The sequence below is a fragment of the Microbacterium sp. SW12 genome (assembly GCF_055391095.1).
Map to the genome: position 1 here is coordinate 2459646 of NZ_AP024335.1, position 13677 is coordinate 2473322.

The window sequence follows — 13677 nt, forward strand, 5'->3', positions numbered from 1 at the left end:
CGGCTAGGCGGATGCCGAGTCGTGGGGCTCGGCCGACTCGTCGAGCTGACGCAGGCGTTCGATGAGGTCGGTGACCTGCGCCTCCGTGAACAGGGCATCCGGCCCCTCGGAAGCGACTCCCGTGAATGGGTCTTCGTAGAGTCGACGCGGGTCGAGGTGGCCCGCGATCGTGAGCTGCTCGACGATGAGATCGACGAACACGTGCTGGCGGTGTGTGAAACCGGATGCCGCCACGAAGTCACTGAGCGCGGCTTCGGCCGCTGAACGATCGAGCCCGACGATCGAACGGATGAGTCGCCCGAGGCCGCGTGCTTCGTCGGCCTGAGCGCGCAGCTGCTCGGCATCCACTCCCCCGACGCTGATGAGGATCGCCTCGAGTTCGGCGAGATCGACGGCGGTGAGTTCGCGTCCGGTCCGAAGCTTGCGCAGCGCGAGGTTGTCGCGATGCGCCACGAGGAATCCGAGGATCTTCTCGCGAAAAGCGCGACGGTCCAGCCCCGGCATGACCCGCGCGATGTCGACGTCGCGGCGCTCGGCGATCGTGTCGGCGAAGTCCGTGTACATCGGATGCTGGCCGCTGGCATCGATCAGACGCACGAGCCCGCGCAGGCCTATGCGGACAGACTCCAGATAGGTGAGGCTCGCGGCATCCCACCACTCTGGATCGGTGATGGCGCTGAGCAGCGCAGCCTGCTGATCAACGGCCGGGATGCCGCGGCGCTGAAGCAACGCGGCAGCGACGTCGCCGACCCGTGCAACGATCAGCTGCGGCACCGGGTCGCCGCCGGCAACGGCGACCTGCGCCTCGAGCAGCAGCAGGTCGAACCTCTTCGCCGCTTCGTCGGTGTCGGTTTCGGAGGCCGTCGGTAGTCCCGCGAGGGCGGCGGCGCCATCCACGTCGGCGGGAGTGAAGTGCTGCCACGCCTGGGCGGGGGTGAAACGGTCGACGGCGCGCAGATGCTTGCGAACGAGGAAGTTCTGGCGGTTCATGCCTCCCACCGCGGCGTGAAGGCGCGTCGCGAGCTGGTCACGCAGCGGCGCAGCATCCGTGTCGTCGCGACCCGCGAGCAGTCCCAGCAGTCGCAGGCGTGCGAGGAACGCGCGCTCCGAGACGGATACCGTTCGATGACCGGAAGCCTCGGGAATGTCGGCGTTGAAGTACTCGATGTTGCCGCACACGTCGAAGATGATGAAGTCAGTCTTCGGCTTGCCGGGCCCGTACAGGTCGGGACGCAGTCGGGTGCCGCGTCCGACCATCTGCCAGTACTTCGTCTGCGAATGCACCGGCTTGAAGAATACGAGGTTGACGACATCCGGGATGTCGATGCCGGTGTCGAGCATGTCGACGGAGATGGCGATGTGGGGCTTCGCGCCCGGGGTCGAGAACCTGTCGATGAGGTCCTGAACGTAGGGCCCCGAGGCGTGCGTGATGATCGCCGCCGTCTGGCCGCGTTGCTCGGGGAAGTTCGCGTCGAAGCGTTCCTGGATGAACTCGGCGTGCTTCTGGTTCTTCGCGAAGATGATCGTCTTGCCGAGCACGTCGCCGCCCTGGACGTACTGTCCCTCATCGACGAGGATCTCGAGGACCTTGTCGACGGTGTCTTCGTTGAACAGCCAGCGGTTCAGGACTGCGGCATCCACCTCGTCGGGGATGTCGCCGTCCTGCCATTCGAGGGCGTCCCACTGCTCGCGTTCCTCGTCGCTGAGGTCGGCGTAGCGGATGCCGCGACTCATGAACCCGAGGTCGATGACGCGAGCTCTCGGCGGCACGAGGAAACCTCCCGCGATCGCGTCGTCGAGTTCGAAAGCGTCGGTGGGTACTCCATCGTCGAGCTCGAAGAGTCGATACGTGTTGTGGTCGATGTCGGCTCGGGGTGTTGCGGTGAGACCGACGACGAGCGCGTCGAAGTAGTCGAAGATCTCGCCGTACCGGTTGTAGATCGATCGGTGTGCCTCGTCGACCACGATGAGATCGAAGTAGCCGGGGCCGAAGCGGCGCAGGTTGTCGTCTCCCGCGTCGATGAGGTTCATCACCGTCGCGTACGTGGAGACGAAGACACGGCCCTCGCTGTCGCGGTCGGTGAGCAGGTTCACGGGTGCACTGTCGGGCAGGTGCGTCTTGAAGGCGCCGACCGCCTGGTTCACGAGCGCGGTGCGGTCGGCGAGGAACAGCACCCGCTTGACCCAGTTCGCGCGCTGCAACACGTCGACCAGCGCGATCACGGTGCGGGTCTTGCCGGTACCGGTGGCCATGACCAGCAGCGCTCGGCGCCGCTTGTGCTCGAATGCATCGCTCACTGCCCGAATGGCGCGCAGCTGGTAGGACCGCTCGACGATTCCCCGATCGACCGCGACGGTCTCGAGGGGTCTGAGCATCGTGCGCCGCTGCACGGCCAGCAACAGTTCGTCTTTCGTGAGGAATCCCGCGACCTTGCGTGGAGGGTAGCGTCGGTCATCCCAGTACCAGGTGTCGTACCCGTTCGTGTAGAAGATGAGCGGGCGCTGGCCGGTGTCGCGTTCGAGGGCATCCGCGTAGATCGCGGCTTGCTCGCGGCCCTCTTTCGCGCTCTTCGAGGTGCGCTTCGCTTCGACGACGGCGAGCGGCTTTCCGTCGTCGCCCCACAGTACGTAGTCGACTTTGCCAGCGCCCGACGGGCTCGGGATGCCGGTCACCGGCCACTCGCGGTCGCGGGCATCATCGAGCGGCCAGCCCGCTTCGTGGAGCAGCAGGTCGATGAGCTGTTCGCGGGTCTGGGCCTCGGTCGCGTCGGTCGGATCCGCGATTTTGTGCGTGGTGCTGCGTTGGGCGTTCTCGGCCTTGAGCCGCGCGATGTCTGCGCGTAACTCCTCAATTTCGGCCTGCGCTTTGGCGCCGAGCGCCGCCGCTTCGCTCAATTGCGCGCGGGCGTTGTCGAACTCGGCTTGGATTTTGAGGAGTTCGCTACGTGCTTGTCGTACGACTGACTCGGGTGCCGGTGGCACGCGGTCGAACGCGAATGGTGCCGGCTGCGGTGCTGCCGGGTCACCATAGCAATGGTGAAGCCAGAGGCACACGCGGTGCAGCTGCTCGAGGGAGCCGCGCGCCCGCGCGAGCGGCATCTCGTCATCCTTGTGGACGGCGTCGTTGCCGACGAGACGGATGATCTTGAGGCTGCCGCAGATCGAGTCGCCGACGGTGTCGCGGAACGCCCTCTGCGCGGTCAGGTTAGCGAAGGTGTCGTCGTAGGGGCGCTCGAGGTTCTCGGCGGAGTAGATCCAGGCGGTGAAGAGTTCGGCAGCGCGTCGAGCGTACGTGGCGGATGCCCGCGGGTCGGCGCGTAGATAGGCTTCGGCGCGCGCAGCGGCGTCACCGACCTGCGGCCACGCCTGCGCGACGAAGTCGAAGTTCCCCACCGAACGGCTCCTCTGTCAGGAGTCGCCGGCCGACCCCTTGAGCCGATGCTACTGGGACCGTCAAGCCGCGTTGGGGTAGAAGGTGGGGAGGTGTCGTTCGGGCTTCACGATGTACCGGCGCCCGTGTGGGGACACCCATTCCAGGGACCCGTCACCCAGGTGGGTGATGACCCACCCGCCGTGATGCTTCACGGTGTGGTGTCCCTGGCAGAACGGTGCCGTGTTCGTCACGGAGGTTTCCCCGCCGTCGGCCCACGCGACCGAATGGTCGATCTGACACTGCGATGCTGGTTTCGAGCATCCCGGTCCCATGCACCGGTCAGCCCGCCACTTCACGAGCTTCGCGAGCTCCGGTGGTGGCCGGTACTTCGTGCGTCCGACACTGATGACGGCCCCGGTTTCGGGGTGGGTCAGTACCCGCATCCACCCTGACGCGTTACCGGCCAGTTCCCGGGCCCGTTCGATCGGGATCGGACCGACGCCCTCCACCTCCGCCGGGTCGGTCACCCCGTCGACGCCGAGGAGCGCGAGGGCGGGGACGGTGACGACAACGGTCGCGCGGATCCCCCGCGCCTGCTTCGGGTGCTGGGGAACGGTCCCGTCGATTAACAGGTCGCAGAACACGTCAGCCCGGATCTCATCCAGACTCCGCTCCGACCCATCCCCCCGCTCCCCTCCCCGGGTGCTGCCGCGGTCATGGTCACGGATCACCACAGCCTTCTGGGTGACCCGCCCGTAGATCGCGTGGGCTTCCACCGACGGGACCAGAGCGTGAACCCACGACATCGCATCCCCCGCCGGCTCCACCAGGATCCGACGCCCCCGCACCGCCACCTCATGCCGCTCTGTCAACGTCGGGGCGGTTTCCCGGTCAATCAGGCGGCGCAACGCGCGCCGGAACGACCCCACCGGCAGAGACTCCGCCAACCCCAACGCCCGACCCACCAGGCCCGCGGCGACATCGGGGTGGAGCACGTCGAGGTCATCGACGAGGATCTCCGCGTGCCGGACCGTCACCCCCGCACGCGAGAGCGACTCCAACACGGCCGGGTAGGAGTGGACCAGGGACTCGGCGCGGGCAAGCATCATCCCTGCGGCGTTCTCCGTCACCCGCAACGCTGCGGCGAGCTCCAGCCGGAGGGAGCGCATCACCAGTTCCCGGGACCCACCCCCATACCGGGTGACGTCGTCGAGGGCTTCCAGGCGCAGGTCATCGACCCGGGCGAACCGCTGCGCAGCGAACACCGCCTCCAAATCAGCAGCCTCCAGCACCAGAGCGACAGCGTCCGGACGCGGCGGCACCCACCCCGCCACCTCGGCATCCCACTCACGCACATCACCCTGGCCCAGGAACACGTCAGCATCCGGACCCTCGGGCCACCGCCCCGAATCACCCGCACCGACTGCTTCCATACCCCGACACTACGAGGGGGGTCCGACATTGATCCGGCCGGTGTCGCCGCGCGCAATGTCGGAGGGGTGGTATGTCCTGTTCCACTGGCCAACGGCTAGTGACGCGCGCCGGGGGGTGCGCGCCTAATCCGACCCGAAGGGCGTTCTCATGGATGAGAACAGCAACACCACACCATCGTCCACTCCGGCAGGCTGGTACCCGCATCCGGGCGCCGAGGCCGCGCCCGGCTCCGAAATGTACTGGGATGGAACCACCTGGCGCACCGACCTCGTGCGCCAGCCCGGCGCAACGGATGCCGCCGTCCCCGTGGATGCCGCCGTCGCCGCTCCCTCGAAGCGGCCGTGGTACACGCGCAAGGCGGTCATCATTCCGGCCGCAGTCGTCGTCGGCCTGGTCGTCATCGGCGGGATCGGCAGCGCGCTGGGAGGCGGGCGATCGACCTCGGATGCCGCACCCGCCGCACCGGTGCGCACGACCGAACCGGCGGCAGCCACCGTCGAGCCCGAACCCGATCCGGTGCTGATCGTCGTGCCGAACGTGGTCGGAATGGACGGCGCATCGGCTCGCGCGGCTCTCGAGGCACTCGGCATCCGTGTTTCTGCCGACGGCGACGAGTCGATGCCGGTGATCGCGCAGGATGTCGCAGAGGGCGCTCAGATCGAGGAAGGCGCGACCGTCACCCTGACCCTGGAGGAGAAGCCGCAGCTGACGCTCGGTCAGCAAAACGCGATCAGATCTGCGCAGTCGTATCTGGATTTCACCGCCTTCTCACGCGCGGGCCTGTTCGAGCAGCTCACGAGCGAATACGGCGAGGGATTCGAGGCTGCGGATGCCGAGTTCGCCATCGCTCATCTCGAACAGAACGGACTCGTGGACTGGAACGCCGAGGCTGCCGAGTCCGCGCAGTCATACCTGGACTTCACGTCCTTCTCACGACAGGGCCTGTACGACCAGCTGACGAGCGAGTATGGCGAGCAGTTCACTCCCGAGCAGGCCGAGTACGCCCTGACGGCCGTCGGCTACTGAGAAGGGAGGAAGACGCATGTCTAACATGAACGAACAACCCGTGGCCCAGCCTGAGACACCGCCGCCAACCGCCGCAATGCCCGCACCTGCAGGCAGCAGGTGGGTGGTACCGATCGTGGTCGGTGTCGTCTCGCTGCTGGTCGGTGCCGCCGCCGGTTCCGCTGTGACCGCGGTTGTCATCGGTGCTGCGCAGCGCGCCGATGCAGCCGCGATGGCCGAAGCCGCCGAGCAAGCGAAGAGCGAGTTCTTCTCGGATGCTGCCACCCAGTGCAACCTGGACGGCGTTGTCGAGATCGCCGATCAGGGCAGGACGATGATCGTCGACGGCGAAGGCGAGGATTTCGGCAGCGGTGATGTCTCGTTCAGCGACCTGGACTGCATCATCGAAGCTGTCGGAGCGCCGGCATCGGTGAAGGAGCTCATGTACTCCACGCGATCGCTCGATGGACGTCAATCGGGAGAGTGGGACGACATCTCGGCCAGCTGGAGCTATCACCCCGACGACGGGCTCGACATCATCTTCGAGATCGTCGAGTGATCTCCGGGTGTGGATGTCGCGCGCCGGCATCCACACCCGTTCCACTGGATGCAGCTCGGCGTTCGAGCCACCGTCAGATGAGGTCGACCTCGAGGCCCTGGAATCTGGTGAAACCGCGGTCTGCGGTGACGAGCGTCTGGCCCGCAGCGATCGCGTGCGCTGCAATGATGGCATCTTTGGACCGCACGGCTTGCTCGCTCGAGGCGCGCAGCTGAGCATATGCGTCGGACTCCGCGGACCCGAAGGGTCGCCAGAACCCGTGTAGATCGTCCAGCGCCGCGATCAACTGCGCTCGCGCCGCCGCGCGCTGGCGCATGTTCGGCGACAACTCGAATCGGCGTTGACCGCGAAGAAGCTCGGCCCGCACGAGGTACGGCGCTACGTACCGTTCGATGCTCTCAATGACGGCCGCGGGTATCGGACCGATGAGCACACTCGTGTCGAGAAGCCCCGTCACTGCGCATCCTCAAGAAGGTCAGCGTCACGCTCAGCCGCGAGCGCGCGACGCTCGTCATCGGCGTCCGCCTGATCGATGAGGGCATTGAGCACGCGCAGCCGCGCCTTGACCTCGGCGAGGGTCGCGCCGGGATCGGCGTCGATAGGCACGACGCGCAGCCGCGGCTTGTTATGCACCATCACCACAGCACCCGTCGTCGCGTACGCGATCGGGTTCGCCTTGAAGACACTGATGGGAACCTGCGGCTCGTTCAGCTCTGAGTCAGACATTTCAGCTCTATTTCTCTCGAACAGAGCTATTCTTTACGACTCGGGTATCAGAATCAAGGGTCAGGCGACGACCCTCACAGCACCGCGGAGCAGCTCACAGCTCGCCGCGAAACGCTCGGTGCTGGAGGGATGCGAAGAGTTCGTCGAGGCTAACGAGACCTCGAGCCAGCTGCGAGTCGAGTCTGGCTCGTTCTGCATCTAGCGCCGCAATCTGCTCTTGATCCTCGCGTCGTGGCACCGGGACCATGATCGAGGACAGACTCTGCTGATTGACCTTGTAGGTTCCGTTGGTCGTTCGAGCCGCCCGGCGGAGCTGATCGCGTACGGTCGGGTGCCGCCAGGCTGCCACTAATGTCGGCGAGTTGATCTCAGACGACGGCCTGAAACCGATCATCGTGTCGGGGAATGCAACGCCGTCAAGCTGATCAGTGACAGCGACCATCGCCCCGACCAGCTCAGCATTTCCGTTACCACGGCAGATCAGGTGCAGGCCCTCGATCGCGAGCTTGTCCGCCGCGTGAGGCGCAGCAAACAGGTCAGACTTGCGCTGGCGCAGGTCGAAGGCACCCCTCGTGATCGCAGACAACGTCAGGACCTCGCCCTCATACCGACCACCACGCGACGGCGAGATTCCATTCCGCATCGGCTCGGCCAGCAACTGCGCGAGGGGCTTGATATCAGTGGACTTCGAGAGGAGCGCACTGATGCGGCTACTGATCGCACGCCGGGCGGATTCCCGTGTCTCTCCCCACGTCGAGCGGAGGGCATCGGCGTCGTCGAGGATTGCGGCGATGCGGCGCTGCTCGGGGAGAGGCGGCAGGTGCACCCCAAGCCGACCCAACGCTTCGAGCGAAATCGACTTACGTCGCTCGGCCGTACCGCGCCCGAGTCGCGAATACTGAGCCACCGCTGTGGGGGACTTCATCAGTCGAATGAGATAGCCGGCATCCACTCGGCTCTGATCCACAGAGAAGACGGTGTACATCGGGCTGATGATGCAAGCTTCCGGCGCAACGCCAATCGACCCCTCGTCGAGGTGAATCGTGGCGTACGCGAACTGTCCCTTCTCTACGACTTTGTAGGTCGATAGGTCCTGCGAAAACACCTGCTTCTTGAAGTAGTCAGTTGACGGCACGAACCCGCTGTGCTTTGTCACTGAGTAGACGGGTAGCTTCCGCGCCCCGGCTCGGCTGGACACAGGTGAGACAACGTCCCCCAGCGGCACGGTCTCCCACCTCACGCGAGCATCTCCCGCAGGCGTTTGAGTCCGTCCTGAATCTCGATTTCAAGCGCATCGAGTTCGTCGAGAATCTCCACCGGGGACCGGTGCTCGACCTCCTCGATCTCGATCTCCTTGTAGCGGTTGAGGCTCAGGTCGTAGCCGTTGTCGACGATCTCTTGCTTCGGCACGAAGAAGCTCTGGTCGGTACGGAGCCGGGCAGTCTCGGCATCCAGGTTCTGCCACCGCGCGAGCACGTCGGGAAGATCGTTCGCCTCGATGGGGGTGCGCTTGTCGTCCAGGGTCATACCGTCGGCGCGCACGTCGTAGAACCACACCCGGTCGGTGCCGCCCGATGAGGTCTTCGTGAAGAGCAGGATGGCGGTCGAGACCCCGGTGTAGGGCTTGAACGTTCCCGAGGGGAGCTTGATGACGGCATCCAATTTGTGGTCATCGATCAGCAGCTTGCGCACCGCCTTATGGGCGTTGCTCGACCCGAACAGCACGCCCTCGGGCACGATGACCGCGGCACGTCCGCCGTTGCGCAGCATCCGGATCATGAGCACGAGGAAGAGCAGCTCGGTCTTGCGGGTCTTGACGAGCTTCTGCAGATCCTTCGAGACGGTCTCTTGATCGAGCGACCCGGCAAACGGCGGATTGGCGAGCACGAGCGTGTAGCGGTCATCGCCCGGATGCCCCTCCGACAGCGAATCCGCGCGCTCGATCGTCGGGTTCTCGACGCCGTGCAGCAGCATGTTCATGCTGGCGATGCGGGCCATGGCGGCATCGGAGTCGTACCCCGTGAACATCGGGCCGTTGAAGTGGGCGCGACTGGCGGCATCCGCCCACAGCTCGGGGTGGTGCTCGCGCAGGTACTCCTCGGCGGCAACCAGGAACCCCGCGGTGCCGACGGCCGGATCGATGATGAGGTCGTCGGGGCGCGGAGCCGTCAGGTCGACCATGAGCTTGATGATGTGCCGGGCCGTGCGGAACTGCCCATTCGTGCCGCTGGTCGCAAGCTTCGAGAGCATGTACTCGTAGATGTCGCCCTTGGTATCGCGATCCTCCATCGGGATCTCGTGCAGGAGGTCGACGACCTTCGTCAGCAGCGCCGGCGTCGGGATCGTGAACCGGGCATCGCGCATGTTCCGCGCATAGCTCGACCCCTCGGCACCCAGCCGGCGCAACCACGGGAACACATGCTCGGAGACGACCTCGAACATCTCGGCGGGCGCGAAGTTCGTGAACACGCTCCACCGCAGATCGCGGTACGGCCGGCGGCTCGGCAGATCATTGTCGTACCCCTCGGGAAAGACCGGGTTCTCGACCTCCTCGCCGAAGCGGGCTGCCTTCTTCTCAGCGAGCAACTGCAGATCGTCAAGCCGCCGGATGAACAGCAGATACGTGATCTGCTCGATCACCTCGACGGGATTGGCGATGCCGCCCGACCAGAAGGCATCCCAGACCTTGTCGACCTGGCGTCTGAGCTCACCCGTGACCACGCTGTGCCCCCTCGATCCGTGCAACCCCTCCACGCTAATGGAGCGCAGCCAGCAGACCCGACGACAACAGACGGCTTCGTCGCGCCCCCGTGAAATCTCACGACAACTCGCCGTATCCGGATTTCGTAATGAACTTTCCCCATACGGATTTCGTAATAGACTTGCGCTATCCGGATTTCGTAGTAGGGACGGCCATGACATCGTACGAAGCAAAGCTGCGCTCCCCAGCCGACATCGGGCTTGCGATCCAACAGGCGAGGCTCGCAAGAGGACTGACACAGGTGGAGTTGGCCGACCAGCTCGGCATCTCGCAGCGGTCTGTCAGTGAGCTCGAATCCGGAAAGCCCACGATCTGGGCTCGTCGAATGTTCGACCTCATGCGGGCGACCGGGGTCGAGCTATCGGCGATGTGGGATAGTGAAGCCCGGCCATGAGACTCGCCGTCGAGCTCTATGGCACGATCATCGGACACATCCACGGCCCTGATGCACGCTCGTTCGACGTCGAGATCACCGATGAGGCACGGGAGACATTCGGGGTAAACAGCCGGGTGATGTCGGTTGCGATTCCATTGCTGGCTTCGATGCCAAGGCAACATGGGGGGCGTCGCCGAAATTGGTTCGCGGAGCTCCTGCCCGAAGGCGACCAACTCGACTACATGCTCACGCAGGGTGGCGTGCGGCGCGGCGACATACCCGCGTTTCTGGCGCGGTACGGCCGTGACGTCGCGGGTGCGTTGCAGATCTGGGATGTCGACGACCCATCGGAACCACGAACTCCCGAGGTGATCCCGATCGACGCTGAGGGGATCCGACGCCTCCTGGAGGATCCGATCGGCGCTCCGCTCGGGAACGCGACGGACTCTGGGCGGACCTCACTGGGCGGCGTCCAGCCGAAGATCGTCTTGGCGCGAACCGGAGCCAGGTGGAACCAAGCACTCGACGGCTTCCCGTCGACGCACATCCTGAAGCCTCAACTGCCCACACGACCAACTGTCATCTTCGATGAGGAGTACGGCGCGCGCCTCGCACGTCGCCTCGGACTCGCGGCTTTCGATACCCGGGTCGAGGAGTTCGACGGACTGCCGACGCTCGTGATCGAACGTTTTGATCGAGCCGGTGGCGCGCGCATCCACCAGGAGGATTTCAACCAGGTGCTGGGCGCGAGCGCCAATCAGAAGTACCAGGAGCTCGGAGGCGTGGTCTCGCTCGCCCGCGTCGCCGGTGCACTGTCGCAGTATGCCGGGTCCGAAGATGTGCTCCGCCTCGCGCGGACGACCATTCTCGCCGTCGGTATCGGCAATCTCGACATGCACACGAAGAACCTCGGGTTGCTGCATCCCGCCCACGACGTGCCGGCACTCGCTCCGGCATATGACCAGGTGCCCCTCGCCCACGCTTCCGGAGGAGATGGTCGACTGGCGCTCGCCGTGAACCGGAAGTACCGGCATGCCGAGATCACGCGCGACGACCTCGTCAGCGAGTTCGAGTCGTGGCAGCTTCGTCGAGCAGCAGCGGCGGTCTCGGATGCGCTCGATGAGTTGTCCGCTGCTGTAGCCGAAGAGGTTCCGCTTGACTCGGCTCATCCCGAACTGCACGATTCGATGAGCAGCTTCGTCCGCAATCTGCGAGAGGGGCGGGCCGTCGGAGACGGTCGAGCACCCTCCGCAGGCTAGCGAAGCGTCTGCGACTGCATCCACTCCCCCAGCACGCGGTAGGCCTTCTCCCGCACGGCTGCGCGGGAGAGGAACACGTCGTGGAGCGCGCCGTCTATTCGTGCGATCGTGACGAGCCGGCCCAGGCGGGTCGCCGCCTTCGCTATGTCATCGACGACGAGAACGGAATCGGTCTCGAGCATGTCGGGGCGCCACACCAGCGGCGAGCTCGACCGCTGCGACAGCAGCACGAGCGCGGGGCATGCCACGTCGATCCCTCGCGCAACGGTGTCGTGGCCGTCGAGCACCGCCTTGAGCCAGCCCGGAGTGGTCGGAAACCCACGCTCAGGCCGCCATCCTTCCGGCGCCTCCGGCAGAGTCCCGACCTCCTGCTGCGCTCGGGTGTAAAAGCCGAGATCGACGACCGGATGCATCCCCAACGGGTCCCACCGAGCTCGGGCCGCGACGAGGGGCGTGAGCGCTTCTCGGCCCCAGGCCCCCGTCTGGAACTCCAGCCACGGACTGTTGAGCACAAGCGCTGACGCAACCCCCGGATGCCGCGCCGCCCACAGCGAGAGCGTGAGCCCGCCCGTGGAGTGGCCCAACAGCACGAGGCGCCGCCCCGGCCTATCCTCCCGCCCCATCGCCGAGAGTGCCGCCGCGATGTCTGCGTCGTACTCGGCCAGCGATGAGACGTAACCCGGCGTCTGGCCAGCCCGCAGGCTCCGACCGTACTTGCGCAGGTCGAGCGCGTAGAACCGGGCGCCCCGATCAGCCCACCACTGCGCGAGTCTCGTCTGGAAGAAGTAGTCCGACCACCCATGGACGTAGAGAACGTCGACGTCGCGAAGACGGCCCGTCCACGAGGCAGGCCACGACGGCAGCAGCCGCACGAGCGTGGCGACGATCTCGCCCTCGGCGTCGCTGCCCAGACTCAGCGTGCGCTGCCGAAAGCGACCGCCGAGCAGGTCAGGAAGCCACACCTCTTCCACGAGTTGAGACTATCGCGGCCCGTTCTCGTGCGGGACGCGAAGAGACCGAAGCTACCTGATCGGGGGAGCGTCGCCGAGCCCAGCAGCGAAGAAATCAGCTGGCTCCAGGTACACAACGACGTGGGATGCCGCGGGGTGATTAGTGGTGGTCCAGCGCCAGCCGCGTTCGGCGAAGGCCATGCGGAGTTGCGACATATATGCCGACTCCGGGAATGTGCGCTGAGTCCCGTCCGGAAGGACGACGGCCCATACACGCCGCGCCTCCGTCTGCTGTTCCATGACGACCGAGTAATAGAGGATTCTCCCGGGACCCCACGAGTAGCCCTCTGGAAGCGGCTGCCATTCATCGCTGGTGACTTTCAGGCCCGACCCTTTGAGCCAAACCTCGTTCGGACCGCGGGGATCCTCAGCCGCGGCCGCCGCCGGCGCCGCGGAACCCGCGAGTGCACCGACAGTTCCCGCAGCCAGTGCTGACGCGAGAAGTCCTCGGCGACTCATGGGGGTCTTGTCGCTCGGGTTGTTGATGCTCACGCATCGATCCTGACACGGCCGCCAGTGAGGGCCAACCGTGTCAGGACCGACACGAACGGGATCAGTTGCCCCAGATCTGCAGGTTCAGATCGCCCAGCAGCATCTCGGCGTCCACGTTCGTCACCGACGAGTAGATCCAGATGTCCTCGCGGCTCGTGATCGTCTCGACAGTGTCGACCGGGAACTCGGCGTTCGGGGTGACCATCTGACACACCGGGTTTCCGGCATCCCCCGTGACGCAGGTGTACCCCTCACCGGGAAGGGTTGCGACATATGCCTCGGCGGCCGCGGGGTCGACCTCGCTGATCAGCAGCAGCACGCCCTGGCTGTCGCCAGCGAACCAGTCGCAGCCGAGCAGCAGCGTGGAGCCCTCGGGAACCGGGCGAACGAAGTCGGCGCCGTCACCCTGAAGGTTCAGCTGATCGACGCTGTCGGCGCGGCTCTCGGCCGTGCCGACCGCTGCGCAGTCCGTGGGAACGTTCGCGACGAACGACTGCGGCTCCTGCGTCGGCTCGGTGCTGGGCGTGTCGTTCTGCGTTGCCTCAGAGGTTGGCGTGGACGAAGGCTCGGGGGTCGGTGCACAACCAGCGAGCAGCAGGATACCGACGACGGCGACGGCAGGGACAAAGCGGGACCGGGACATAGTGACTCCTCGATTCGGTGCGCGGGCGACCACCTCACC

Annotated in this window: 13 protein-coding genes; 4 read left to right on the plus strand and 9 right to left on the minus strand. The window is 65.8% G+C overall.

The window, feature by feature from the left end:
• Nucleotides 1–3 precede the first annotated feature (3 nt).
• Both MICSW_RS12480 and MICSW_RS12485 read right to left on the minus strand, forming a co-directional pair.
• Nucleotides 4–3393 (minus strand): DEAD/DEAH box helicase family protein, encoded by a 3390-nt coding sequence (locus tag MICSW_RS12480; RefSeq protein WP_464496082.1) that lies wholly within the window; start codon nt 3391–3393, stop codon nt 4–6.
• Nucleotides 3394–3453: 60 nt separating this feature from the next.
• Complete coding sequence (locus MICSW_RS12485; RefSeq protein WP_464496085.1) at nt 3454–4806, minus strand: HNH endonuclease signature motif containing protein; 1353 nt, start codon at nt 4804–4806, stop codon at nt 3454–3456.
• Nucleotides 4807–4954: 148 nt separating this feature from the next.
• Here MICSW_RS12485 and MICSW_RS12490 point away from each other — a divergent pair, with 148 nt between their 5' ends.
• Complete coding sequence (locus MICSW_RS12490; protein ID WP_464496089.1) at nt 4955–5833, plus strand: Ltp family lipoprotein; 879 nt, start codon at nt 4955–4957, stop codon at nt 5831–5833.
• Nucleotides 5834–5849: 16 nt separating this feature from the next.
• Nucleotides 5850–6371 carry a hypothetical protein gene (locus tag MICSW_RS12495; protein WP_464496091.1) on the plus strand — a complete coding sequence of 174 codons (522 nt, stop codon included), beginning with the start codon at nt 5850–5852 and terminating at the stop codon, nt 6369–6371.
• A gap of 73 nt (nt 6372–6444) precedes the next feature.
• Here the strand turns inward: MICSW_RS12495 and MICSW_RS12500 are convergent, their stop codons facing one another.
• From MICSW_RS12500 to MICSW_RS12515, 4 genes are all read right to left on the minus strand, one after another.
• Nucleotides 6445–6828 (minus strand): PIN domain-containing protein, encoded by a 384-nt coding sequence (locus MICSW_RS12500; RefSeq protein WP_464496094.1) that lies wholly within the window; start codon nt 6826–6828, stop codon nt 6445–6447.
• Nucleotides 6825–7097, minus strand: a complete 273-nt coding sequence (locus tag MICSW_RS12505) for a hypothetical protein (RefSeq protein WP_464496097.1) — start codon at nt 7095–7097, stop codon at nt 6825–6827. The genes MICSW_RS12500 and MICSW_RS12505 overlap by 4 nt, the downstream gene beginning before the upstream one ends.
• Nucleotides 7098–7191: 94 nt before the next feature.
• Nucleotides 7192–8337: a restriction endonuclease subunit S gene (locus tag MICSW_RS12510; RefSeq protein WP_464496100.1), complete on the minus strand. Its 1146-nt coding sequence runs from the start codon at nt 8335–8337 to the stop codon at nt 7192–7194.
• Nucleotides 8334–9818: a type I restriction-modification system subunit M gene (locus tag MICSW_RS12515; RefSeq protein WP_464496102.1), complete on the minus strand. Its 1485-nt coding sequence runs from the start codon at nt 9816–9818 to the stop codon at nt 8334–8336. The genes MICSW_RS12510 and MICSW_RS12515 overlap by 4 nt, the downstream gene beginning before the upstream one ends.
• A 194-nt stretch (nt 9819–10012) precedes the next feature.
• Between MICSW_RS12515 and MICSW_RS12520 the strand changes: the two genes are divergently transcribed.
• Nucleotides 10013–10252 carry a helix-turn-helix domain-containing protein gene (locus MICSW_RS12520; RefSeq protein WP_464496104.1) on the plus strand — a complete coding sequence of 80 codons (240 nt, stop codon included), beginning with the start codon at nt 10013–10015 and terminating at the stop codon, nt 10250–10252.
• Nucleotides 10249–11493, plus strand: a complete 1245-nt coding sequence (locus tag MICSW_RS12525) for a type II toxin-antitoxin system HipA family toxin (RefSeq protein ID WP_464496107.1) — start codon at nt 10249–10251, stop codon at nt 11491–11493. Before MICSW_RS12520 ends, MICSW_RS12525 begins: the two co-directional genes overlap by 4 nt.
• Here the strand turns inward: MICSW_RS12525 and MICSW_RS12530 are convergent.
• The 3 genes from MICSW_RS12530 to MICSW_RS12540 form a co-directional block, all read right to left on the minus strand.
• A complete protein-coding gene (locus MICSW_RS12530; RefSeq protein ID WP_464496109.1) occupies nt 11490–12464 on the minus strand; it encodes an alpha/beta hydrolase in 975 nt (324 codons plus the stop codon). The two genes, MICSW_RS12525 and MICSW_RS12530, sit on opposite strands and share 4 nt — an antisense overlap.
• Before the next feature lie 51 nt (nt 12465–12515).
• Nucleotides 12516–12995 (minus strand): hypothetical protein, encoded by a 480-nt coding sequence (locus MICSW_RS12535; protein WP_228177888.1) that lies wholly within the window; start codon nt 12993–12995, stop codon nt 12516–12518.
• A 61-nt stretch (nt 12996–13056) separates the two neighbouring features.
• Nucleotides 13057–13638: a DUF3558 domain-containing protein gene (locus MICSW_RS12540; RefSeq protein WP_228177887.1), complete on the minus strand. Its 582-nt coding sequence runs from the start codon at nt 13636–13638 to the stop codon at nt 13057–13059.
• Between the last annotated feature and the right edge of the window lie 39 nt (nt 13639–13677).